The sequence below is a fragment of the Citrobacter sp. wls714 genome (assembly GCF_005281025.1).
Taxonomy (GTDB): Bacteria; Pseudomonadota; Gammaproteobacteria; order Enterobacterales; family Enterobacteriaceae; genus Citrobacter; species Citrobacter werkmanii.
This window is the reverse complement of record NZ_SZWZ01000097.1, coordinates 1-23097: the sequence shown is the minus strand read 5'-3', so window position 1 is coordinate 23097 and position 23097 is coordinate 1. Positions and strand designations below refer to the sequence as shown.

The following is a 23097-nucleotide window of genomic DNA, read 5'->3' as shown; positions in this document are numbered from 1 at the left end:
ACTTTCAAATCATCAAACGGTATATAAAACCGTTACTCCTTTAGCACTGGTTATAAATATGATGACCATAAGAAAGTCATTAAATTTATAAGGGTGCGCAATGGCCGTTAACTTACTGAAAAAAAGAACCCTGACGCTGGCAGCAATGCTGTTGCTGGTGGGGCAGGCGCAGGCAGCGGAACTGCTGAACAGTTCATACGATGTCTCCCGCGAGCTGTTTGCCGCCCTTAACCCGCCATTTGAACAGCAATGGGCGAAGGATAACGGCGGCGACAAACTGACGATAAAACAATCTCATGCCGGGTCATCAAAACAGGCGCTGGCGATTTTGCAAGGGTTGAAGGCCGATGTAGTGACCTATAACCAGGTGACAGACGTGCAGATCCTGCATGACAAAGGCAAGCTGATCCCCGCCGACTGGCAAAGCCGACTGCCGAATAACAGCTCGCCATTCTATTCCACCATGGCGTTTTTGGTGCGTAAGGGTAACCCGAAGAATATCCACGAATGGAACGATCTGGTTCGCCCGGACGTGAAGCTAATTTTCCCTAACCCGAAGACTTCCGGTAACGCGCGTTATACCTATCTGGCTGCGTGGGGCGCGGCAGATAAAGCTGACGGTGGTGATAAAGCCAAAACCGAACAGTTTATGACCCAGTTTCTGAAAAACGTGGAAGTGTTTGATACCGGCGGTCGCGGTGCAACGACCACCTTTGTTGAACGCGGTCTGGGTGATGTGCTGATCACGTTTGAATCGGAAGTGAACAACATCCGTAAACAGTATGAAGATCAGGGTTTCGAAGTGGTGGTGCCGAAGGTCAACATTCTGGCGGAATTCCCGGTAGCCTGGGTAGATAAAAATGTGCAGGCCAACGGTACTGAAAAAGCGGCGAAAGCGTACCTGAACTGGCTGTACAGCCCACAGGCGCAAACCATCATTACCGATTTCTACTACCGCGTGAACAACCCGCAGGTGATGGACAAGCTGAAAGATAAATTCCCGCAAACCGAACTGTTCCGCGTCGAAGACAAGTTTGGCGCGTGGCCTGAGGTGATGAAAACGCACTTTGTCAGCGGCGGCGAGCTGGACAAACTGTTGGCGGCGGGGCGTAAGTAAATGTTTGCTGTTTCCTCCCGACGCGTGCTGCCCGGCTTCACCTTAAGCCTCGGGACCAGCTTATTGTTCGTTTGCCTGATATTGCTGCTGCCGCTTAGTGCGCTGGTCATGCAACTGGCGCAAATGAGCTGGGCGCAGTATTGGGAAGTGATTACCAATCCGCAGGTGGTAGCGGCTTATAAAGTGACACTGCTGTCGGCGTTTGTGGCATCAATTTTTAACGGCGTGTTCGGTTTGCTGATGGCGTGGATCTTAACCCGCTATCGCTTTCCGGGCCGTACGCTGTTGGATGCGCTGATGGACCTGCCGTTTGCGTTGCCTACGGCGGTAGCTGGCCTGACGCTGGCGTCGCTGTTTTCGGTCAATGGCTTCTACGGCGAGTGGCTGGCGAAGCTGGACATTAAGGTGACCTATACCTGGCTTGGCATCGCGGTGGCGATGGCCTTTACCAGCATTCCGTTCGTAGTGCGTACCGTACAGCCAGTGCTGGAAGAGTTAGGCCCGGAATATGAAGAAGCGGCGGAAACGCTCGGCGCCACGCGTTGGCAGAGTTTTCGTAAAGTGGTGCTGCCAGAGCTGTCTCCCGCGCTGGTGGCGGGCGTTGCGCTCTCGTTTACCCGAAGCCTCGGTGAGTTTGGCGCGGTTATTTTTATCGCCGGAAACATCGCATGGAAAACCGAAGTGACCTCGCTGATGATTTTTGTTCGCTTGCAGGAGTTTGACTACCCGGCCGCCAGCGCGATTGCTTCTGTGATCCTCGGGGCGTCGTTGTTGCTGCTGTTTTCAATTAACACCCTGCAAAGTCGCTTCGGTCGACGCGTGGTAGGTCACTGATGGCAGACATTACTCAATTGAAACGCTATGACGCACCCCGTATTAACTGGGGTAAATGGTTTCTGATCGGCACGGGCATGCTGGTATCGACCTTTATTTTGCTGGTACCGATGATTTATATCTTCGTGCAGGCGTTCAGTAAGGGATTAATGCCGGTACTACAGAACCTGGCTGACCCGGATATGCTGCATGCCATTTGGCTGACGGTGCTAATTGCGCTGATTGCGGTGCCGGTTAATCTGGTATTCGGCGTATTGCTGGCCTGGCTGGTGACTCGCTTCAACTTCCCTGGACGCCAACTGCTGCTGACGCTGCTGGATATTCCATTTGCCGTCTCGCCAGTGGTCGCAGGTCTGATCTATCTGCTGTTTTATGGTTCTAACGGCCCGCTGGGTGATTGGCTGGATGAACACAACCTGCAAATTATGTTCTCCTGGCCGGGGATGGTGCTGGTGACGGTGTTCGTGACCTGTCCGTTTGTGGTGCGCGAACTGGTGCCGGTAATGTTAAGTCAGGGCAGCAATGAAGACGAAGCGGCGATTTTGCTTGGTGCCTCCGGCTGGCAGATGTTCCGCCGCGTCACGCTGCCGAATATCCGTTGGGCGTTGCTGTATGGCGTGGTGCTGACTAACGCCCGTGCGATAGGTGAATTCGGCGCGGTGTCGGTGGTTTCCGGCTCGATTCGCGGCGAAACCTTGTCTTTACCACTACAGATTGAATTACTGGAGCAGGACTATAACGCCGTCGGCTCCTTTACCGCCGCCGCGCTGTTGACGCTGATGGCGATTATTACCCTGTTTTTGAAGAGCATGTTGCAATGGCGTCTGGAGAACCAGGAGAAACGCGCGCAGCAGGAGGAAAATCATGAGCATTGAGATTGCCAATATTAAGAAGTCTTTTGGTCGCACCCAGGTGCTGAACGATATCTCGCTGGATATTCCTTCAGGTCAAATGGTGGCTCTGTTGGGGCCATCCGGTTCGGGAAAAACCACGCTGCTGCGTATCATTGCCGGGCTGGAGCATCAGTCCAGCGGGCATATTCGTTTTCACGGCACCGATGTCAGCCGTTTGCACGCCCGCGACCGTAAGGTGGGGTTTGTGTTTCAGCACTATGCGCTGTTTCGCCATATGACCGTTTTCGACAACATCGCTTTTGGTCTGACAGTTCTGCCACGGCGTGAGCGTCCGAACGCGGCGGCGATCAAAGCCAAAGTGACCAAACTGCTGGAGATGGTGCAATTGGCTCATCTGGCAGATCGTTTCCCGGCGCAGCTTTCCGGTGGCCAGAAACAGCGTGTGGCGTTGGCGCGTGCGCTGGCTGTCGAGCCGCAGATCCTGCTGCTCGACGAGCCGTTTGGCGCGCTCGACGCTCAGGTGCGTAAAGAACTGCGCCGCTGGCTGCGTCAGCTGCACGAGGAACTGAAGTTCACCAGCGTGTTTGTCACCCACGATCAGGAAGAAGCGACGGAAGTTGCGGATCGCGTAGTGGTGATGAGTCAGGGTCATATTGAACAGGCCGATGCGCCGGATCAGGTCTGGCGCGAACCGGCCACCCGTTTTGTGCTGGAGTTTATGGGCGAGGTTAACCGCCTGCAGGGGACGATTCGTGGCGGACAGTTCCACGTGGGCGCACACCGCTGGCCGTTGGGCTATACACCTGGCTATCAGGGACCGGTCGATCTGTTCCTGCGTCCATGGGAAGTGGATGTGAGCCGCCGTACCAGCCTGGATTCGCCGCTGCCGGTGCAGGTGCTGGAAGCCAGTCCGAAGGGGCACTACACCCAATTAGTTGTACAACCCCTCGGGTGGTACAACGAACCGCTGACGGTCATCATGCAGGGCGATGATTCCCCGAGCCGCGGTGAACGGCTGTTTGTTGGACTGCAAAATGCACGTTTGTATAACGGCGACCAGCGTATTGAAACGCGTGAAGAGGAACTTGCCCTGGCGCAATCAGCCTGATAGGTTAATTTGCATAGTTATCGCCCGGTGGCGCTACGCTTACCGGGCTTTTTTACGAGCTGAAAACGTGAACACATTAGAAAAAACAATTGGCAATACGCCTCTGGTGAAATTACAACGCCTGGCGCCGGATAACGGCAGCGAAATTTGGGTCAAGCTGGAAGGGAATAATCCTGCGGGTTCGGTGAAAGACCGGGCTGCGCTGTCGATGATTGTTGAAGCGGAAAAGCGTGGGGAAATTAAGCCGGGTGACGTATTGATTGAGGCTACCAGCGGCAATACTGGTATTGCGCTGGCCATGATCGCCGCGCTGAAGGGCTACCGCATGAAGCTGCTGATGCCAGACAACATGAGCCAGGAACGCCGGGCGGCAATGCGTGCCTATGGCGCGGAGCTGATTCTGGTCACTAAAGAGCAGGGGATGGAGGGGGCGCGCGATTTAGCCCTCGCTATGTCTGAGCGCGGAGAAGGTAAACTGCTCGATCAGTTTAATAATCCCGATAACCCGTACGCGCATTACACCACCACCGGACCCGAAATCTGGCAGCAGACGTCAGGCCGCATCACCCATTTTGTCTCCAGTATGGGGACAACCGGCACCATTACCGGCGTGTCGCGTTTTCTGCGCGAGCAGGAAAAACCGGTCACTATCGTTGGCCTGCAGCCGGAAGAGGGCAGCAGTATTCCGGGAATTCGCCGCTGGCCTGCGGAATATATGCCGGGCATTTTTAACGCCTCGCTGGTGGATGAGGTGCTGGATATTCATCAGAATGATGCCGAAAATACCATGCGTGAACTGGCCGTGTGTGAAGGAATTTTCTGCGGTGTCAGCTCTGGCGGCGCGGTCGCGGGCGCGTTACGCGTTGCACGTGCCACGCCCGGCGCGGTAGTTGTGGCGATCATCTGCGATCGCGGCGATCGCTACCTTTCGACCGGCGTCTTTGGTGAAGAGCACTTTAATCAGGGGCTGGGAATTTAACTTTTTGGCCTGATAAGCGCAGCGCCATCAGGTAACTGCCTGGCACGATGGCCGGATAATGTTTTATCCGGCCAGGGATGATTAATCGTTACGTTTTTCCACCAGCTTATCCAGGAATTGCCACAGCTTCTCATTCATCTGCTGGTAGTTCCAGGCGCGCATCTCTTCAACCGGGCGGATGAAGCGTTTCCCTTCGGCTTCAGCCAACTCTTGCTCTGAGTGCTGAATTAATCCTTCAATCGCGTCAGCTGTGAACTCCATATGGCACTGGAAACCATAGACGAAATTACCGTATTGCACGATTTGTCGCGGACAGCCCTGACTGGTAGCAAGAATTATCGCCTGGTCGGTTAACCCCGGCATGTCGTTGTGCCAGTGACCGACGATAAGCGATGAGCCGAAATGGCTGAACAACGGGTGCTGTTGGCCTGCCTCGGTCAGGACGATTGGGTAGTGCCCAATCTCTTTTTCCGGGCTTTGACACACCTTCGCGCCCAGCGCTTCTCCAATTAACTGCGAACCCAAACAGATCCCCACCACGATTTTTCTTGCCGAAATCGCCTGGTTAATCAGATGCTGCTCAGCCTGAGAGTCAAAGTACGGGCACTCTTCCTGCGTGGTGCGGGGCGACTGCGGGCCACCAAAGACGACCAGCATATCGAAACCATCGGCATTGGCGGGAACTGTTTCTCCAGCGTATACGCGTGACCAGGTGATGGTATAGCCGCGCGATTCGGCCCACGGCAGGTACGCGCCAGCAGATTCAAAAGACTCATGAATAACAAAATGAACTCGCACTTTTTCTCTCCTGTTAGCGCTTTAGCGCCTGATGAATATCAACCGCCAGCTTATCAATGTCGCTGTCTTCTAATGTTGACAGCGTAATGCGTAAACCGTGTGCAGGCGTATTGACGCCGAAAACTTCGCCTTCGCGAACCAGCCAGCCGGACTTTGCCAGCGCAAAAGCGATCTCCTGACTGTGATCTGCCAGCGGTAACCACAGATTCAGACCGTCACCGACGGGCAGTTCAATGCCATGTTGGCGCAGAGCCGTATTCAGCTTTTGCTGCTGGACGGCGTAAAACTGCTGCGTTTGTGCCAGCGTGTGTTGATATGTCTCGTCACTCAGGCACGCGCAGGCTAAATCCTGCAGCAGATGGCTGACCCACTGACTGCCGGAGTTGAGCCGTAAACGCAGTTTCCCGGATGTGACGGGATCGCTGGCTACGATAGCCAGGCGTAAATCCGGGCCTAAGGTTTTCGACATCGAACGGACAATCGCCCAGTGTACAGTTTCCTGCGCAATCACCGGATACCAGCGGCAAGCGGACAGCAGCGCAAAGTGGTCGTCGACGATCACCAGCGTTTGCGGATAGCGAGCCAGGATTTCCTGTAATTGCGCCGCGCGGGATGCGTTCAGACTGCATCCTGTCGGGTTATGAGCGCGCGGGGTCAGAATCACCGCCCGCGCGCCTTTCTGTAATGCGCATTCCAGCATGGCGGGTTGCATGCCTTCACTGTCGACGTTAACTGGACTGGCGGTAAATCCGGCATAGCGCAGCATGTTGATGCTACTCAAAAAGCACGGATCTTCTACAGCCACGCTATCGCCGGGCAGTAAATGAGCACATAGCAGCCGCTCAATGGCATCGATGGCGCCGCTGGTGATATCAATTTCCCCCTGACCCGGTATCGCATCCTGCATCCATTGCGTGGCCCAGCTCTTGAGTCCTGGGGAGACGGCTGCATCACCATACAAACGCGGGTTCTTATTTATCTTCGCGAAATAACTACTCAGGTCAGGAAGCCGTGAGGGCGCTGGATTACCGCCGGAAAGATCGATTAGTGGAGTATCTGGGTTACCACCTTCCAGCGCAACGGGGGTTGTAATCCCCTTAATCACCGTGCCGTTGCGTCCCAGACTCTGTGCCAACCCGGAGGTGACCAGACGTTTGTAAGCCGCCGCGACAGTATTGCGGTTCACGTTTAATTCCGTTGCCAGTTCCCGCACTGGCGGCAACGTTTCTCCTGCTGCCAGCGTGCCTGTAGAAACATGTTGACGGATACTGTCAAAAATTTCGTTAGCGGTTTTTCCGTCGATCATTATTGACCTATGACAAAATGGATTTTAGCATATGACGATAATAATGAGGCGTAAGCGCGCTGTCCAGCGAGAGGAGAAATTTATGGAGCAGGAGAGTGATATTCAGTCAGTGCTCTTCGACGACAAGCATCGGGCATTACAGACCGATATCGTCGCCGTCCAGTCACAGGTGGTATATGGCAGCGTAGGCAACAGCATCGCTGTGCCGGCCATTAAAGCGCAGGGATTACGCGTGACGGCAGTACCCACGGTACTGTTCAGTAACACCCCGCATTATGAAACCTTTTATGGCGGCGTTATTCCGCCCGAATGGTTTAGCGGCTATCTCCGCGCCTTAAGCGAACGTGATGCCTTGCGCGAGCTAAAGGCGGTGACGACAGGGTACATGGGCAGCGCGGAGCAAATCGCCTTGCTGGCACAATGGCTGGAAACCGTTCGGGCCACGCATCCGGACCTGTGCATTTTGGTTGACCCCGTGATTGGCGATACGGATAGCGGTATGTATGTTAAAGCCGAAATCCCGGAGGCTTATCGTCAACGTCTGCTGCCGCTGGCGCAGGGGCTGACGCCGAACGTATTCGAGCTGCAAATGCTGAGCGGAAAGCCGTGTCGTACGCTTGATGAAGCAATCGCAGCGGCAAAATCTCTGCTTAGCGACACACTGAAATGGGTGGTGATCACCAGCGCGCCGGGTGATAGCGAAGAAGTTATTAATGTGGCGGTAGTGACGGCTGAAACGGTTGAGGTGTTCGCTCACCTGCGGGTGAAGACGGATTTAAAAGGCACCGGCGATCTGTTCTGTGCTGAACTGGTGAGCGGCATTGTGCTGGGGAAAGCGCTGACTACGGCGGCATACGATGCCGCGCAGCGCGTGCTGGACGTCATGAGCTGGACGCATCAGTGCGGTTGTGATGAATTAATTCTGCCACCGGCAGGGGAGGCGCGATGAAGAGTTATCGGCTGGTGGTTCGCCAGCATGGACGTTTAGTCGGGCATTTTGATACCAGTGGGACAGAGGCGCTGGAAGATATTTGCGTAGCGCGGGCGATGTTTGGTATTGCGGGTGGGTATGATTGTGAACTGCTGGTGTCTGATTCCGAAAGGCGGATGCTGGAAAGTGGACCGGAAGGGATGAAAATCCTGATGCGCGAGGCGTGTTACCGGCCGATGACCTCACAAATTTAACGCCGCCATCCGTTAGATAAAAAAATGGCGCCATCTGGCGCCATTCTTCTCTGCGGCAAGAATTACTTCTTGATGCGGATAACCGGAGTTTCACCCACGGTCACGCTACCGGACAGTTTGATCAGCTCTTTGATTTCGTCCATGTTGGAGATAACAACCGGAGTCAGGGTAGACTTGGCTTTTTCTTCCAGCAGCGGCAGATCGAATTCAATAACCGGGTCGCCCACTTTAACGCGCTGACCTTCTTCAGCGATACGCTTGAAGCCTTCGCCTTTCAGTTCAACGGTATCAATACCGAAGTGAACAAACAGCTCAATGCCGCTGTCGGATTCGATAGAGAAAGCGTGGTTGGTTTCAAAGATTTTGCCGATGGTGCCATCAACAGGGGCGACCATTTTATTACCGGTTGGTTTGATAGCGATGCCATCACCAACGATTTTTTCAGCAAAAACTACATCCGGCACGTCTTCGATGTTGACGATCTCGCCAGAGAGCGGAGCAACAATCTCAATAGTTCCGGTGTCTTTCTTATCATCAGAAACCAGAGATTTCAGTTTATCGAACAAACCCATGATCTTCTCCTAAGCAGTAAATTGGGCCGCATCTCGTGGATTAGCAGATTGTTTTTTCTTCAATGAACTTGTTAACCAGCGTCATTAACTCGTCCGTTGTCGGTTGAGCAAGAGCCTGCTCTGCTAACACCTTCGCATCTTCGAAGTTCGTGTTACGGATAATCTTCTTAATGCGCGGGATAGAAATGGCGCTCATAGAGAATTCGTCCAGACCCATCCCCAGCAACAGAAGTGTAGCACGTTCGTCGCCTGCAAGCTCACCACACATGCCAGTCCATTTGCCTTCAGCATGAGAAGCATCAATAACTTGCTTGATCAGCGTCAGCACAGATGGCGACATCGGTTGGTAAAGGTGTGAAATCATATCATTACCACGGTCAACTGCCAGGGTGTACTGCGTTAAATCATTGGTGCCGATACTAAAGAAATCAACTTCTTTGGCTAAATGACGCGCAATTGTTGCCGCAGCCGGTGTTTCCACCATCACGCCAATCTCAATGCTTTCGTCAAAAGCTTTACCTTCGTCGCGCAGTTCCTGTTTGTAGATTTCAATCTCTTTGCGCAGCGCACGCACTTCTTCAACAGAGATGATCATCGGGAACATGATGCGCAGTTTACCGAAAGCAGAGGCACGCAGGATAGCGCGAACCTGGTCACGCAGGATCTCTTTACGATCCATGGCGATACGCACGGCGCGCCAGCCCAGGAACGGGTTCTCTTCTTTCGGGAAGTTCATGTACGGCAGCTCTTTATCGCCGCCGATGTCCATGGTACGGACGATGACCGCCTGAGAGCCACAGGCTTCCGCCACGGCTTTATACGCAGCGAACTGTTCTTCTTCAGTCGGCAGCGATTCACGGTCCATGAACAGGAATTCGGTGCGGTACAAACCAACACCTTCGGCGCCATTACGTTCAGCGCCTTCAACGTCACGAACGGTACCGATGTTGGCGCAAACTTCAACCTGATGTCCGTCCAGCGTGATAGCCGGCAGATCTTTCAGTTTTGCGAGTTCCGCTTTCTCGGTCGCAACCTGCTCCTGAACGGCACGCAGTTGCTCGATAACGTCGTTGGTCGGATTGACGTAAACCTGGTTGTTTACGGCATCCAGAATCAGATAATCGTCGTTTTTCACCTGAGAGGTGACGCTACCCGTACCGACGATGGCAGGCAGTTCCAGGGAACGCGCCATAATGGAGGTGTGGGAAGTACGTCCACCCGCGTCAGTGATGAAACCCAGTACCTTGTTCAGGTTCAGCTGTGCGGTTTCAGACGGGGTCAGGTCTGCGGCAACCAGGATAACTTCTTCCTGGATAGCGCTCAGGTCAATAATTGCCAGACCCAGAATGTTACGCAGCAGGCGTTTACCGATGTCACGTACGTCAGCCGCACGTTCTTTCAGGTATTCATCATCCAGCTCTTCCAGGGCTGTGGCCTGACCTTCGATAACTTCATGCGCAGCTGCATCAGCCGTCATGTGCTTATCTTTAATCAGGGCTATGATTTCCTGCTCCAGCTCCTCATCTTCGAGCAGCATGATATGCCCTTCAAAGATGGCTTCTTTTTCTTCACCGAACGTTTCACCAGCTTTGGTTTTGATCGCTTCCAGTTGCGCAGATGCCTTGGCACGACCGCTCAGAAAACGTTCAACTTCCTGATCAACCTTGTCGGCAGAAATTTTTTTCCGGTCAATGACGATTTCGTCTTCTTTCAGCAGCAATGCTTTGCCGAAAGCGATACCCGGGGATGCTAAAATGCCTGAAATCATAACCCTACCTTACTTGTGACTGATATTTAAAAGAACTCGTTGAACTTACTCGAGTTCAGCCATCAGTTTTACCAGATGCTCAACTGCTTTCTGCTCGTCTTCACCTTCTGCGGACAGGGTGACAACGGTACCCTGAGTCAGGCCCAGAGTCTGCAGTTTAAACAGGCTTTTGGCGCTAGCGCTTTTGCCGTTGGAAGTCACAGTAATTTCAGAAGTAAAACCTTTTGCTTCTTTAACAAACTGAGCAGCAGGGCGAGTATGCAGACCGTTCGGAGCGGTAATGGTAACTTCTTGCTGGAACATTATATTTCCCCAACTTATAGGTTTAGTGTTGTGGAACTAAAGTCTAGCCTGGCGGCTCAACTTTAGCCTGTATTGTTAGCATCGGCGTAAACTGGACGCGACACAAAAGGAGTTCGGTGCAATCCGTTGCTGGCAACTTCTTGCCGCTGACGTTTCGTTCGTCATTAAACATTATGCAGCGAAAGGAAGAGTTGAACCAAATCATAAAATCGATTCAGCTAGCGCTTTTCCTGTAACGATTAATTTCGCGCATCAAAATAATTAGCTTGGTTAAATACCAGTTCCGGCGGGTTGAATCAATGCCAGGAGAGTTGAAACTTTGAAGCAGGCCACAAAAAAGCACCCAAAAGGGTGCTTTTTTACGCGTTTTTAACATGCTGGCATTACTGTTGCAGTTCTTTCTCAGTGAAGAGATCGGCAAACAGTGCAGTGCTCAGATAACGCTCACCCGATGACGGTAGAATAACCACTATATTCTTATTGGTAAAGGTTTCATCTTCCTGGAGCTTAAGCGCGGCAGCAACCGCAGCACCGGAAGAGATCCCCGCCAGAATACCTTCTTCTTCCATCAGGCGACGCGCGGTAGAAATAGCTTCATCGTTGGTGATAGCAACGACTTTATCGATAAGCTTCAGATCAAGGTTACCTGGAATGAAGCCTGCGCCGATACCCTGAATTTTATGCGGGCCTGGTTTGAGTTCTTCGCCCGCCAGGGCCTGGGCGATAACCGGTGAGTCGGTCGGTTCTACCGCGACGGTGATCAGATCCGTTTTACCTTTGGTGCCTTTAATGTAACGGGTCACGCCAGTCAGCGTACCGCCGGTGCCGACGCCGGAAATAAAGACATCAACCTGGCCATCGGTATCTTCCCAGATTTCCGGGCCGGTGGTTTTTTCGTGGATTTCCGGGTTGGCCGGGTTGCTGAACTGCTGCAGCAGCAGGAATTTTTCCGGATCGCTGGCCACAATTTCTTCCGCTTTCTGGATCGCGCCCTTCATGCCTTTTACGCCTTCGGTCAGCACCAGATTCGCGCCCAGCGCTTTTAACAGCTTGCGGCGCTCAATGCTCATGGTTTCCGGCATGGTCAGAGTCAGTTTGTAACCACGGGCGGCGGCAACGTAGGCCAGAGCAATCCCGGTGTTGCCGCTGGTCGGTTCAACCAGCTCAACGCCCGGTTTCAGCACCCCACGTTTTTCGGCATCCCAAATCATATTGGCACCGATACGGCATTTAACGCTAAAGCTCGGGTTACGTGATTCCACCTTCGCCAGAATGCGTCCGTTACCGATACGGTTCAGTCGAACCAGCGGCGTATGACCGATAGTCAGCGAGTTGTCTTCAAAAATCTTACTCATGGCCTGTCCTTAACTGTATGAAATTGGGATACCGCTTCAGCATACCTGTTGAGAAAGTATGGGGAAGTAAGGAAATCGCATATCTATATGCTGATGGGAAATAATGCCTTGCAGTATGGAATAAGAGCGGGCATAAGCCAGCCCGCTTTTACACATTTTTGCATTACTTCCATAACGCGTGCTTAGCACGATAGCAGTCTACCCACATCGCCGTGGCGCCACAAACCGCCACCGGCATAATGAACAGATTCAGCACCGGGATCATGGTGAAAAGGCTGGTCAACGCGCCAAACTGCATATTGGTCACTTTACACGTACGCAGCGCGACGCGCATTTCCTTAAAGGGAACCTTATGGTTATCAAACGGATAATCGCAATACTGAATGGCCAACATCCATGCGCTGAACAGGAACCACAGCACCGGGGCGACGGTCTGTCCAATGCCGGGAATAAAATAGAGGATCAGCAACACGAAAGCGCGCGGGAGATACCACGCCAGCTTTTGCCATTCACGCTTCATAATGCGTGGAACGTCTTTCATGATGCCGAGAACGCCAGTGTCGGGTGGCGTTGCGCCCGTTAAGCGTGCTTCAAGTTGTTCTGCCAGTAAACCGTTAAACGGTGCGGCAATCCAGTTGGCAACGGTGGAGAACAGGTAGCCGAACACTAACAGTACGGAAATAGTGACAATTGGCCACAGCAAATAGCTGAGCCACTGCAGCCAGTCTGGAACGTGGCTCATCAATGCGGGGATCCAGCTATCGAGTTGGGTAAATAACCACCAGAACGCGCCGCCCATCAACAGGATATTCACCAGCAAAGGCAGAATAACAAACCGACGAATGCCCGGTTGGGAGATGAGCTTCCATCCCTGAGAAAAGTAATAAAGGCCGCTGCGAGGTACAACTGCAGATGATGAAACCATGGTCAGGACATACTCCTTGTTATATAAGCTCTGGTAAACCTGGTGTATCTTACCGGGTTGTTGAGCGTTAAGCTGTTCGGAAATGTTCGAAAAAACAGCAAAAAGCACAATTTTGTTCATCTTTATGCCGTGAAAGCCAAGAGTGCACTTGCACTTGGCGTAATCGACAAATACTCTTAGTGAGTAAATGTTTGCCGTGGTGGCAAGGTGTTAGAACAACAGAGAATATAATGATGCAGGATTTGCGTCTGATATTAATCATTGTTGGCGCGATCGCCATAATCGCTTTACTGGTACATGGTTTTTGGACTAGCCGTAAAGAGCGGTCTTCTATATTCCGCGATCGCCCACTGAAACGCATGAAGTCTAAACGTGAAGACGAGGATTCGTTCGACGACAACGTCGAGGAAGACGAAGGCGTGGGCGAAGTTCGCGTTCATCGTGTGAATCATGCTCCCGGTAACGCGCAGGAACATGGTGTTCCTCCTCAGTCGCCGCAACACCAGTACCAGCCGCCTTATGCGTCTGCTCAGCCGCGTCCAACCGCGCAGCAGCCTGCACAAGAGCCGGTACCGCCGCCGCATGTTCAGCAGCCGCCTCAGCCTGTTCAACCGCAACAGCCTGTGCAACATCAGCCTGTTCAGCCGCAACCGGTGCAACAGCCGGTGCAGCATCAGCCTGTTGCCCCTCAGGTTCAGCAGCCGGTGCAGCAGGCTCCGCAACCTGCGCCACAAACCTTCCAGCCAGCAGAGCCTGTCGTTGAACATCAACCGCAGCCTGAGCCGGTAGTTGAAGAAGCGCCTGTTGCAGAAAAACCGCAGCGTAAAGAAGCGGTCATCATTATGAACGTTGCGGCCCACCATGGTAGCGAGCTCAACGGTGATGTGCTGCTTAACAGCATTCAGCAAGCCGGTTTTAAATTTGGCGATATGAATATTTTCCATCGCCATTTGAGCCCGGATGGTAGTGGTCCGTCGCTGTTCAGTCTTGCCAACATGGTTAATCCTGGGACGTTTGACCCGGAGATGACGGGCGACTTCAGCACGCCTGGCGTGACTATTTTTATGCAGGTTCCGTCCTATGGCGACGAGCTGCAAAACTTTAAGCTGATGCTGCAGTCCGCGCAGCACATTGCTGATGAAGTTGGCGGTGTGGTGCTCGACGATCAACGTCGTATGATGACGCCGCAGAAACTGCGCGAATATCAGGACCGCATCCGCGAAGTTAAAGAATCTCACGCCTGATTTACTTCTGGCGTGACATCTCCTTGCTAAACCCCCGCCTGTCGGGGGTTTTTTATCATTGATGGTGCGATATGGAATCAATCGAACAACAACTGACAGAACTGCGAACCACGCTTCGCCATCATGAGTATCTCTACCATGTGATGGACGCGCCGGAAATTCCCGATGCGGAATATGATCGTCTGATGCGCGAACTGCGCGAGCTGGAAGCGCTGCACCCGGACCTGGTTACCCCTGACTCGCCAACCCAACGCGTTGGCGCCGCTCCGTTGTCGGCGTTCAGCCAGATTCGCCATGAAGTGCCAATGCTGTCGCTGGATAACGTGTTTGATGAGGAGAGTTTTCTCGCCTTCAACAAGCGCGTGCAGGACCGACTGAAGAGCACCGATAAGCTGACCTGGTGCTGTGAACTGAAACTGGACGGCCTGGCGGTCAGTATCCTGTATGAAAACGGCGTGCTGGTCAGCGCCGCAACGCGCGGTGATGGCACCACGGGGGAGGACATTACCTCTAACGTGCGCACTATCCGCGCGATCCCGTTAAAACTGCGTGGCGAAAATATTCCCGCCCGTCTGGAAGTGCGCGGGGAAGTGTTCCTGCCACAGGCCGGATTTGAAAAAATTAATGAAGAAGCCCGCCGCACTGGCAATAAAGTGTTTGCTAACCCGCGCAACGCGGCAGCCGGGTCATTACGTCAGCTTGATCCACGTATCACGGCGAAGCGACCGCTTACTTTCTTCTGCTATGGCGTTGGTGTGCTGGAAGGCGGCGTGCTGCCTGATACTCACCTCGGCCGTCTGCTGCAATTTAAAGAGTGGGGACTGCCGGTAAGCGACAGGGTAGCGCTGTGTGACTCACCGGAGGAAGTACTCGCTTACTATCACAAGGTTGAAGAAGACCGACCGACGTTGGGCTTCGATATTGACGGTGTGGTGATTAAAGTCAACTCCATGGCGTTGCAGGAACAACTGGGCTTTGTCGCTCGCGCGCCGCGCTGGGCAGTGGCTTTTAAGTTTCCGGCGCAGGAGCAGATGACCTTTGTACGCGAGGTTGAGTTTCAGGTCGGACGTACCGGGGCGATTACGCCCGTCGCTCGTCTTGAGCCGGTTCAGGTTGCCGGGGTTCTGGTCAGTAACGCCACTCTGCATAATGCCGATGAAATCGATCGTCTGGGGTTGCGTATTGGCGATAAAGTCGTTATTCGCCGGGCGGGCGATGTGATCCCGCAGGTCGTCAACGTGGTGCTTTCCGAGCGCCCGGAAGAGACGCGTGAAATCGTGTTTCCACAGCATTGTCCGGTGTGCGGGTCTGATGTTGAACGTGTGGAAGGCGAAGCGGTCGCTCGCTGTACCGGTGGCCTGATTTGCGGGGCACAGCGTAAGGAATCGCTGAAACATTTCGTTTCCCGCCGTGCGCTCGACGTTGACGGTATGGGCGACAAAATTATCGATCAACTGGTCGAGAAAGAGTATGTCCATACGCCAGCAGATCTCTTCACCTTGACGGCAGGCAAGCTGACCGGGCTCGATCGGATGGGGCCGAAGTCGGCGCAAAACGTGGTGAATGCGCTGGAAAAAGCGAAAGAAACGACGTTTGCCCGTTTCCTCTACGCGCTGGGCATTCGTGAAGTCGGCGAGGCCACAGCCGCAGGTCTGGCGGCGTATTTCGGCACGCTTGAAGCGCTGGAAGCGGCCTCTATTGACGAGCTGCAAAAAGTGCCGGATGTCGGCATTGTGGTGGCGACGCACGTGTTTAATTTCTTTGCCGAAGAGAGCAACCGCGAGGTGATAGGCCAGTTACTGGCGCAGGGCATTCACTGGCCCGCGCCAGTGGTTATCAACGCTGAGGAAATCGACAGCCCCTTCGCGGGCAAAACGGTGGTGCTGACCGGAAGCCTGAGCCTGATGTCGCGTGATGACGCCAAAGCACGGTTGACCGAACTGGGCGCGAAAGTGGCCGGTAGCGTGTCGAAGAAAACCGATCTGGTTATTGCCGGCGAAGCGGCGGGTTCGAAACTGGCAAAAGCGCAGGAACTCGGTATTAGCGTGATTGATGAAGCTGAAATGATCCGCTTACTGGGTGCCTGAGATGGAAAAAGAGCAGCTGGTTGAAATCGCCAACACCGTGATGCCCTTTGGCAAATATAAGGGGCGTCGGCTGATTGATGTCCCGGAAGAGTATCTGCTGTGGTTTGCCCGTAAGGATGAATTCCCGCCGGGTAAACTGGGCGAGCTGATGCAAATCACGCTGCTGATTAAAACTGAGGGGCTGACGCAACTGGTGCAGCCCCTGAAACGCCCGCTTTAAGCTTTTGCGGCGGGGCTTTTCTGCTGCGCCTGCAATGCGTCCGTCTGTTGCTTGTAGCGACGGGCCAATACGGCGCAGACCATCAGCTGAATTTGATGGAAGATCATCAACGGCAGCACCATCATGCCAATCACCGAAGTCGGGAACAGAATATTTGCCATTGGGATCCCATTCGCCAGGCTCTTTTTCGAACCGCAGAAGACAATGGTGATTTCATCGGCTTTATTGAAGCCGCATTTCCGGGCAACAAAGACGTTTATGCCAATCACAATTGCCAGCAGAACGATGCTGACCACGCTGATAAAAAGCAGTGAGCCAATTCCTACTTTGTGCCAGATCCCGTTAACGACGGCTTCGCTAAAGGCGGAGTACACCACCAGTAAAATGGAGGATTGGTCCGTTTTGGCGATCCATTTTTTATGTCGTGATACCCAGTTACCAATCCATGGACGCGAAAGATGTCCCAACACGAATGGCAGCAGCAGTTGCAGCATAATTTTCCCCACCTGCTCCAGGCTGCCTTCCGCGCCGTGCATATTCATCACCAGGCCTACCAGCAGTGGTGAAAGGAAAATACCCAGCAGGCTGGAGGCCGAAGCGGAGCACACGGCGGCGGCGACGTTACCTCCGGCCAGCGATGTAAAGGCGATGGCCGACTGCACCGTGGCCGGCAAAATACACAGATACAGGAAACCGGAATACAGCATCGGGTCAACATTGACCGGTGCCCACCACGCGAACAGAACACCCAATACCGGGAAGACGACGAAAGTGCTGCACATGACCCACAGATGCAAACGCCAGTGGCTACCACCGGCAATAATGGCCTCACGCGACAGCTTTGCCCCGTGCATAAAAAACAGCAGGGCAATGGCGGCGGTGGTTAAGCCTTCAAAAAAAGGGACAAAACCGCCCTCGGCCGGGAAAAAGGAAGCCAGTAAAACGACGGTAATTAGCGTTATCGTGAACGGATCAAGAATACGAAATAGTTTCATAAAAGCTCCTGAAATTCGGTAGGAACATTTTGCGTTTTTCCGTTTGAGAAATAAAATTGATTTATTGCATCCATATATGAATCGAATAGATGAATTACTCTCTGCGTCAGCTCCGTATTTTTGTTACCGTCGCTCAGGCTAAAAGTTTTAGCCGGGCGGGGGATATCATTGGCTTAAGCCAGTCGGCAGTCAGCCATAGCGTTAAAGAGCTGGAAGGGCAGACGGGCGTCCGATTATTAGATAGAACAACGCGAGAAGTGGTACTGACAGAAGCCGGGCATCAGTTGGCGGCACGACTGGAGCGTATTCTGGATGAACTGCACAGCACCCTGCGTGAAGCAGGCCAGGTGGGGACACAGTTAACCGGAACGGTGCGCGTTGCCGCCAGCCAGACGATCTCCGCGCACCTGATTCCACAGTGTATTGCCCAGAGTAATCAGCTTTATCCTGCGATCGATTTTGTGCTGCACGACAGGCCACAGCAGTGGGTGCTGGAAAGCATTCGCCAGGGAGAAGTCGATTTTGGCATTGTGATTGATCCTGGTGCTGTGACCGATCTGCAGTGTGAAGCCGTACTGTCCGAACCTTTCCTGTTGCTGTGTCGGCAGGATCATCCGTTAGCCCAGCGGGAATGGGTAAACTGGCAGGATCTCTATCATGAGCGTCTGGTGCTACAGGATTACGCTTCCGGCAGTCGACCGCTGATCGATGCGGCGCTGGCCCACTTTTCGATTGATGCCAATATTGTTCAGGAGATTGGTCACCCGGCTACGTTGTTTCCGATGGTAGAGGCGGGCATTGGTATCAGCGTACTGCCCGCGCTGGCGCTTCCTCTGCCACAGGGCAGCCATTTGCAGGTAAAACGCCTGACGCCGGTGGTGGAACGACAATTGATGCTGGCACGACGTAAAAATCGTTCTTTATCGACTGCAGCCCAGGCGCTGTGGGACGTAGTGCGGATGCAGGCCAGTGAATTAACCGCCGGTCGTGCCCGAGATCCGTTGTATCAGATATAAATATCGACCTGATGTTGGCCGGTAGCATTGTTGACGCCCTCAGCTTTTCTTTGATCGGCGCTTTGCTTTTGCTGTGACTCCTCGGCCTGCTGGCGCAACAACTGAGCCAGCTGTGCTTGTAACATCTTGATTTGAGTCTGAATAAGCTCCTGCTGCTCGCGTTTCTGCTCAACACTGCCACTGCTATTGGGGATATCTTTGAGCTGCTGGGTTAGCTTGGTTATCTTTTGGGTGATTTGTGCAATCTGTGCGGAGATGTCATTCCCGGCTGGTGCTTTTCCACCGCCGCTACTGCTTTGAACAGTTGGGGTGGAAACGTTGATAGTTGTCATACGGATTCCTCGTGCCATAAAACATGAGTATCGGCATCAGCGAACAGAACTTCAGCGACAATACGGCAGAGTGGAGTTTAATCATTAAAATCCCAAACCTTCATGTATCTGTATTCCTGTGCCATTTCTGGCTCGAAAATAATGTGATTTCAAGCTGATTTAGTGCAACTCATCGATACAGATTTACTATCGCTTATCGGGATAAACGGTATTGGTAATCGATTGCGTAGTCCCGCTATAACAGTCCGGTACGTGACGTTATTTCGATTACTCAGTATTAAGGATATCTCATGAGCCACTCTCTTTTCTCGCAAAATCCCTGGTACAGCGCCGATATTATTCGTAGCTATAAGCCGGATTTCACTCCACGTGTCGCTTTTATTCTTGGCTCAGGCCTGGGCGCGTTGGCGGATCAAATTGAGGATGCGGTGGCCATCTCTTACGAGAAGCTTCCCGGGTTCCCGGTGAGCACCGTTCACGGTCATGCCGGTGAACTTGTGCTGGGAAATCTGGCGGGCGTACCGGTGGCCTGTATGAAAGGTCGCGGGCATTTTTATGAAGGGCGCGGTATGACGGTGATGACCGATGCCATTCGCACACTGAAGCTGCTGGGCTGTGAACTGTTATTTTGTACTAATGCCGCAGGCTCCCTCCGCCCTGAAGTTGGGCCAGGTAGTCTGGTTGCGCTTAGCGATCACATCAATACGATGCCTGGTACACCGATGGTGGGACTTAACGATGAGCGTTTTGGCGAGCGATTCTTTTCGCTGGCGAATGCCTATGATGCTGAATATCGTGCAATTCTACAAACCGTTGCCGCAGAAGAAGGTTTCCCGCTGAGCGAAGGCGTATTTGTCTCTTATCCGGGGCCAAATTTTGAAACCGCGGCAGAAATTCGCATGATGCAAATCATTGGTGGCGATGTGGTGGGGATGTCGGTGGTGCCTGAAGTTATCTCTGCACGCCACTGCGGTCTGAAAGTGGTTGCGGTCGCAGCTATCACTAACCTGGCTGAAGGGTTGGGCGATGTGAAATTATCTCACGCGCAGACGCTGGCGGCAGCGGAACTCTCCCGGCAGAACTTTATCAATCTGATCTGCGGCTTTTTGCGCAAACTGGCCTGAATAATTAGAAAATGACCCCGCTTGCGGGGTCTTACTTTTTTGGCAAGGAACGGAAAAATGGGTATCGCATCTCGCTTAAAGCTCATGTCGTTTTTGCAATATTTCATCTGGGGGAGTTGGCTGGTTACCCTGGGTTCTTACATGATTAATACCCTGGATTTTACCGGCGCGAATGTGGGTATGGTCTACAGTTCAAAAGGGCTGGCGGCGATTATCATGCCGGGCATAATGGGGATCATCGCCGATAAATGGCTACGCGCCGAACGCGCCTACATGCTTTGCCATCTGGTCTGCGCGGGGGTGTTGCTATACGCCACCACCGTTACCGATCCCCAGACGATGTTTTGGGTGATGTTGGTTAACGCGATGGCATATATGCCGACGATTGCGTTATCGAACAGCGTCTCATACTCATGCCTTGCACAATCGGGTCAGGATCCGGTCACCGCTTTCCCCCCCATTCGCGTGTTTGGCACTATAGGGTTTATTGTGGCCATGTGGACGGTGAGCCTGATGGGGCTGGAGCTGAGCAGTGCGCAACTGTATATCGCTTCTGGCGCATCGTTATTGCTGGCGCTGTATGCGTTGACGTTGCCGAAAATTCCGGTTGCAGAGAAGAAAGCGAACACAACGCTTGCCAGCAAGCTTGGGCTGGATGCTTTTGTTTTGTTTAAAAATCCACGCATGGCTATCTTCTTTTTGTTTGCGATGATGTTGGGGGCGGTACTGCAAATCACTAATGTTTTCGGCAATCCGTTCCTGCATGATTTTGCCCGTAATCCTGAGTTTGCCGACAGTTTTGTGGTGAAGTATCCCTCTATCCTGCTTTCAGTTTCGCAGATGGCGGAAGTGGGCTTTATCCTCACCATCCCGTTCTTCCTCAAACGCTTTGGTATTAAAACGGTAATGCTAATGAGCATGCTGGCGTGGACGCTGCGCTTTGGTTTTTTTGCCTTTGGCGATCCGTCCCCGGTCGGCTTTGTTATGCTGCTGATGTCGATGATTGTCTACGGTTGCGCGTTTGATTTCTTCAATATTTCAGGATCGGTGTTTGTAGAGCAGGAAGTGAGTTCTAACATTCGCGCCAGTGCGCAGGGGCTATTTATGACGATGGTCAACGGCGTGGGCGCTTGGGTGGGTTCAATCCTGAGCGGGATGGCGGTAGATTACTTCTCTGTCGATGGCGTTAAGGATTGGCAAACCATCTGGCTGGTGTTTGCCGCGTATGCGTTAGCGCTTGCGGTTATCTTTGCGTTGTTCTTCAAATATAAACATGACCCTGAACGGCGGGTGCAGAAATCACTGGCACATTAACGTGACATTAGCGGCGGGGTCCTGATACCTGCCGTTTCATGTTCTGCGCTGCGATGTGGTAACTTTGCGCATTATCCTTTGTCCTCAGGAGCGCACTATCCATGGAACGCACGCACCGTATCGATCTGAAGTTACTGCGTTATTTTCTTGCTGTCGCAGAAGAACTGCATTTTGGACGCGCTGCTGCTCGCCTGAATATGTCGCAACCACCGCTCAGTACGCATATTAAAGAGCTGGAACAACAGCTCGGCACTTTGCTATTTATCCGACATTCTCGCAGTGTAGCCTTAACTCACGCCGGAAAAATTTTGATGGAAGAGTCGCGCCGATTGCTATCCAGTGCGAATCAGGCGCTGGCGCGAGTGGAGCAGATTGGTCGCGGAGACGCAGGGCGGATTGAGCTCGGTGTTATCGGTACGGCGATGTGGGGAAAAATGCGTCCAGTAATGCGGCGTTTCTTAAAAGATAACCCTAATGTTGAAGTGCTGTTTCGCGAGAATATGCCTGCCATGCAGATGACGATGCTGGAACGACGTGAGCTGGATGCGGGAATTTGGCGGATGGCGACAGAACCTTCGCCTGGATTCACCAGCCTGCGTTTGCACGAATCCTCTTTTCTGGTGGCGATGCCAGAAGAGCATCCCCTGGCTGAACTTGCCGCGATACCATTGGAAGCATTGCTGAACGAATATTTTGTCACGATGCCGTCCATTCATACCGACTGGGCATTTTTACAGCGCGTTTGCCAAAGCGCCGGATTTTCGCCAATGATTATTCGCGAGGTGAAGGAGCCGCAAACGGTGTTGGCGATGATCAGTATGGGGGTTGGAATTACGTTGATTGCAGACAGTTATGCGCAGATGAGCTGGCCGGGTGTGGTGTTCCGTCCGTTAGAGGAACGTATTCCGGCAGATTTGTATATTGTGTATGACCAACTGCAGGCAACGCCAGCACTGGAGAAACTGGTGGCGGCGTTGACGGTATGATGTCTGCGCCGGATGGCGACTAACGTCTTATCCGGCCTACGCGTGCGGTGTTGCCTGTAGGCCTGATAAGCGAAGCGCATCAGGCAAGCAGGTTCGAATCTTCCATATTGCAGATAGCAAAAAGGCGCCGCCAGCGCCCTTTTTACATTGGTGGGTCGTGCAGGATGACTCGCTTCGCTCGCCCTTCGGGCCGTCGCCGTAAACGGCTCCGTTGTCTCACTACGTTCGACCCGAACCTGCTGCAGGTTCGAATCGTTGAATTTTGCGCATAGCAAAAAGGCGCCTTTAGGGCGCCTTTTTACATTGGTGGGTCGTGCAGGATTCGAACCTGCGACCAATTGATTAAAAGTCAACTGCTCTACCAACTGAGCTAACGACCCGAAGTGGTGGGTGATGACGGGATCGAACCGCCGACCCCCTCCTTGTAAGGGAGGTGCTCTCCCAGCTGAGCTAATCACCCACTTCGGTACTTCACATTTTAACAAGAAATCCAGCTGGCGAGAAAGTGGTGGGTGATGACGGGATCGAACCGCCGACCCCCTCCTTGTAAGGGAGGTGCTCTCCCAGCTGAGCTAATCACCCACTTCTCAATTTCTTGTTTTACACGGCGGAGACTACATAAAGTAGTTGGTGGGTGATGACGGGCTCGAACCGCCGACCCCCTCCTTGTAAGGG

23 protein-coding genes, 3 tRNA genes and 1 other RNA gene are annotated in these 23097 nt (G+C 53.1%); 14 read left to right on the top strand and 13 right to left on the bottom strand.

Going from position 1 to position 23097, the window contains the following annotated elements; translation table 11 throughout:
* Nucleotides 1–100 precede the first annotated feature (100 nt).
* From FDX11_RS22125 to cysM, 5 genes are all read left to right on the top strand, one after another.
* A complete protein-coding gene (locus FDX11_RS22125; protein ID WP_137398544.1) occupies nucleotides 101–1117 on the top strand; it encodes a sulfate ABC transporter substrate-binding protein in 1017 nt (338 codons plus the stop codon).
* Nucleotides 1118–1951: a sulfate/thiosulfate ABC transporter permease CysT gene (gene cysT, locus FDX11_RS22120; protein WP_038642497.1), complete on the top strand. Its 834-nt coding sequence runs from the start codon at nucleotides 1118–1120 to the stop codon at nucleotides 1949–1951.
* Nucleotides 1951–2826, top strand: coding sequence for a sulfate/thiosulfate ABC transporter permease CysW (cysW, locus tag FDX11_RS22115; protein WP_042306930.1), 876 nt, complete (start codon nucleotides 1951–1953; stop codon nucleotides 2824–2826). Before cysT ends, cysW begins: the two co-directional genes overlap by 1 nt.
* Nucleotides 2816–3913 (top strand): sulfate/thiosulfate ABC transporter ATP-binding protein CysA, encoded by a 1098-nt coding sequence (cysA, locus tag FDX11_RS22110; protein WP_003038066.1) that lies wholly within the window; start codon nucleotides 2816–2818, stop codon nucleotides 3911–3913. Before cysW ends, cysA begins: the two co-directional genes overlap by 11 nt.
* A gap of 67 nt (nucleotides 3914–3980) precedes the next feature.
* Nucleotides 3981–4892, top strand: coding sequence for a cysteine synthase CysM (gene cysM, locus FDX11_RS22105; RefSeq protein WP_079226145.1), 912 nt, complete (start codon nucleotides 3981–3983; stop codon nucleotides 4890–4892).
* 81 nt (nucleotides 4893–4973) lie between these two features.
* On the opposite strand, the gene FDX11_RS22100 is transcribed toward cysM, so the two are convergent.
* A complete protein-coding gene (locus FDX11_RS22100) occupies nucleotides 4974–5690 on the bottom strand; it encodes a type 1 glutamine amidotransferase (protein ID WP_137398543.1) in 717 nt (238 codons plus the stop codon).
* A 13-nt stretch (nucleotides 5691–5703) separates the two neighbouring features.
* Nucleotides 5704–6996, bottom strand: a complete 1293-nt coding sequence (gene ptsJ, locus FDX11_RS22095) for a transcriptional regulator PtsJ (protein WP_137398542.1) — start codon at nucleotides 6994–6996, stop codon at nucleotides 5704–5706.
* A gap of 82 nt (nucleotides 6997–7078) precedes the next feature.
* On the opposite strand from ptsJ, the gene pdxK reads away from it, so the two are divergent.
* Nucleotides 7079–7945, top strand: a complete 867-nt coding sequence (pdxK, locus tag FDX11_RS22090; RefSeq protein WP_061382161.1) for a pyridoxine/pyridoxal/pyridoxamine kinase — start codon at nucleotides 7079–7081, stop codon at nucleotides 7943–7945.
* On the top strand, nucleotides 7942–8181 hold the full coding sequence (locus tag FDX11_RS22085) for a hypothetical protein (protein ID WP_038642483.1): 240 nt from the start codon (nucleotides 7942–7944) through the stop codon (nucleotides 8179–8181). Before pdxK ends, FDX11_RS22085 begins: the two co-directional genes overlap by 4 nt.
* A 62-nt stretch (nucleotides 8182–8243) precedes the next feature.
* Here the strand turns inward: FDX11_RS22085 and crr are convergent, their stop codons facing one another.
* From crr to cysZ, 5 genes are all read right to left on the bottom strand, one after another.
* Complete coding sequence (crr, locus tag FDX11_RS22080; RefSeq protein WP_000522253.1) at nucleotides 8244–8753, bottom strand: PTS glucose transporter subunit IIA; 510 nt, start codon at nucleotides 8751–8753, stop codon at nucleotides 8244–8246.
* 40 nt (nucleotides 8754–8793) lie between these two features.
* Complete coding sequence (gene ptsI, locus FDX11_RS22075; RefSeq protein WP_003038080.1) at nucleotides 8794–10521, bottom strand: phosphoenolpyruvate-protein phosphotransferase PtsI; 1728 nt, start codon at nucleotides 10519–10521, stop codon at nucleotides 8794–8796.
* Nucleotides 10522–10566: 45 nt separating this feature from the next.
* The gene (gene ptsH / locus FDX11_RS22070; protein WP_002913505.1) at nucleotides 10567–10824 is read right to left on the bottom strand and encodes a phosphocarrier protein Hpr; all 258 of its coding nucleotides are present in this window, start codon (nucleotides 10822–10824) and stop codon (nucleotides 10567–10569) included.
* 383 nt (nucleotides 10825–11207) lie between these two features.
* Nucleotides 11208–12179 (bottom strand): cysteine synthase A, encoded by a 972-nt coding sequence (cysK, locus tag FDX11_RS22065; protein WP_137398541.1) that lies wholly within the window; start codon nucleotides 12177–12179, stop codon nucleotides 11208–11210.
* A 163-nt stretch (nucleotides 12180–12342) separates the two neighbouring features.
* Nucleotides 12343–13104, bottom strand: a complete 762-nt coding sequence (cysZ, locus tag FDX11_RS22060; protein ID WP_137398540.1) for a sulfate transporter CysZ — start codon at nucleotides 13102–13104, stop codon at nucleotides 12343–12345.
* Between the two features lie 230 nt (nucleotides 13105–13334).
* Here cysZ and zipA point away from each other — a divergent pair, with 230 nt between their 5' ends.
* The 3 genes from zipA to FDX11_RS22045 all read left to right on the top strand — a co-directional run bounded on the left by zipA (nucleotide 13335) and on the right by FDX11_RS22045 (nucleotide 16655).
* Nucleotides 13335–14348 carry a cell division protein ZipA gene (gene zipA / locus FDX11_RS22055; protein ID WP_042306945.1) on the top strand — a complete coding sequence of 338 codons (1014 nt, stop codon included), beginning with the start codon at nucleotides 13335–13337 and terminating at the stop codon, nucleotides 14346–14348.
* A 71-nt stretch (nucleotides 14349–14419) separates the two neighbouring features.
* The gene (ligA, locus tag FDX11_RS22050) at nucleotides 14420–16435 is read left to right on the top strand and encodes an NAD-dependent DNA ligase LigA (RefSeq protein ID WP_042306947.1); all 2016 of its coding nucleotides are present in this window, start codon (nucleotides 14420–14422) and stop codon (nucleotides 16433–16435) included.
* Nucleotide 16436: 1 nt separating this feature from the next.
* Entirely contained in the window at nucleotides 16437–16655 is a 219-nt protein-coding gene (locus FDX11_RS22045; protein ID WP_003038102.1) for a DUF3820 family protein, read from the top strand.
* Here FDX11_RS22045 and FDX11_RS22040 read toward each other — a convergent pair.
* The gene (locus FDX11_RS22040; RefSeq protein ID WP_042306950.1) at nucleotides 16652–17650 is read right to left on the bottom strand and encodes a bile acid:sodium symporter family protein; all 999 of its coding nucleotides are present in this window, start codon (nucleotides 17648–17650) and stop codon (nucleotides 16652–16654) included. The genes FDX11_RS22045 and FDX11_RS22040 overlap by 4 nt on opposite strands.
* 89 nt (nucleotides 17651–17739) lie before the next feature.
* Here FDX11_RS22040 and FDX11_RS22035 point away from each other — a divergent pair, with 89 nt between their 5' ends.
* Complete coding sequence (locus FDX11_RS22035) at nucleotides 17740–18666, top strand: LysR family transcriptional regulator (protein WP_042306952.1); 927 nt, start codon at nucleotides 17740–17742, stop codon at nucleotides 18664–18666.
* Here the strand turns inward: FDX11_RS22035 and FDX11_RS22030 are convergent.
* Nucleotides 18657–18998, bottom strand: a complete 342-nt coding sequence (locus FDX11_RS22030; protein ID WP_137398539.1) for a FlxA-like family protein — start codon at nucleotides 18996–18998, stop codon at nucleotides 18657–18659. The genes FDX11_RS22035 and FDX11_RS22030 overlap by 10 nt on opposite strands.
* A gap of 290 nt (nucleotides 18999–19288) precedes the next feature.
* Between FDX11_RS22030 and xapA the strand changes: the two genes are divergently transcribed.
* From xapA to FDX11_RS22015, 3 genes are all read left to right on the top strand, one after another.
* Nucleotides 19289–20122, top strand: coding sequence for a xanthosine phosphorylase (xapA, locus tag FDX11_RS22025; RefSeq protein WP_042306955.1), 834 nt, complete (start codon nucleotides 19289–19291; stop codon nucleotides 20120–20122).
* 57 nt (nucleotides 20123–20179) lie between these two features.
* Nucleotides 20180–21436: a nucleoside permease gene (locus FDX11_RS22020; RefSeq protein WP_042306957.1), complete on the top strand. Its 1257-nt coding sequence runs from the start codon at nucleotides 20180–20182 to the stop codon at nucleotides 21434–21436.
* 101 nt (nucleotides 21437–21537) lie between these two features.
* Complete coding sequence (locus FDX11_RS22015) at nucleotides 21538–22422, top strand: LysR family transcriptional regulator (protein WP_137398538.1); 885 nt, start codon at nucleotides 21538–21540, stop codon at nucleotides 22420–22422.
* A gap of 148 nt (nucleotides 22423–22570) precedes the next feature.
* Here FDX11_RS22015 and FDX11_RS22010 read toward each other — a convergent pair.
* The 4 genes from FDX11_RS22010 to FDX11_RS21995 all read right to left on the bottom strand — a co-directional run bounded on the left by FDX11_RS22010 (nucleotide 22571) and on the right by FDX11_RS21995 (nucleotide 23004).
* Nucleotides 22571–22704, bottom strand: a non-coding RNA gene (locus tag FDX11_RS22010) — RtT sRNA.
* Between the two features lie 22 nt (nucleotides 22705–22726).
* A tRNA-Lys gene (locus FDX11_RS22005) sits at nucleotides 22727–22802 on the bottom strand.
* 4 nt (nucleotides 22803–22806) lie between these two features.
* A tRNA-Val gene (locus FDX11_RS22000) sits at nucleotides 22807–22882 on the bottom strand.
* A 46-nt stretch (nucleotides 22883–22928) separates the two neighbouring features.
* Nucleotides 22929–23004, bottom strand: a tRNA-Val gene (locus FDX11_RS21995).
* Between the last annotated feature and the right edge of the window lie 93 nt (nucleotides 23005–23097).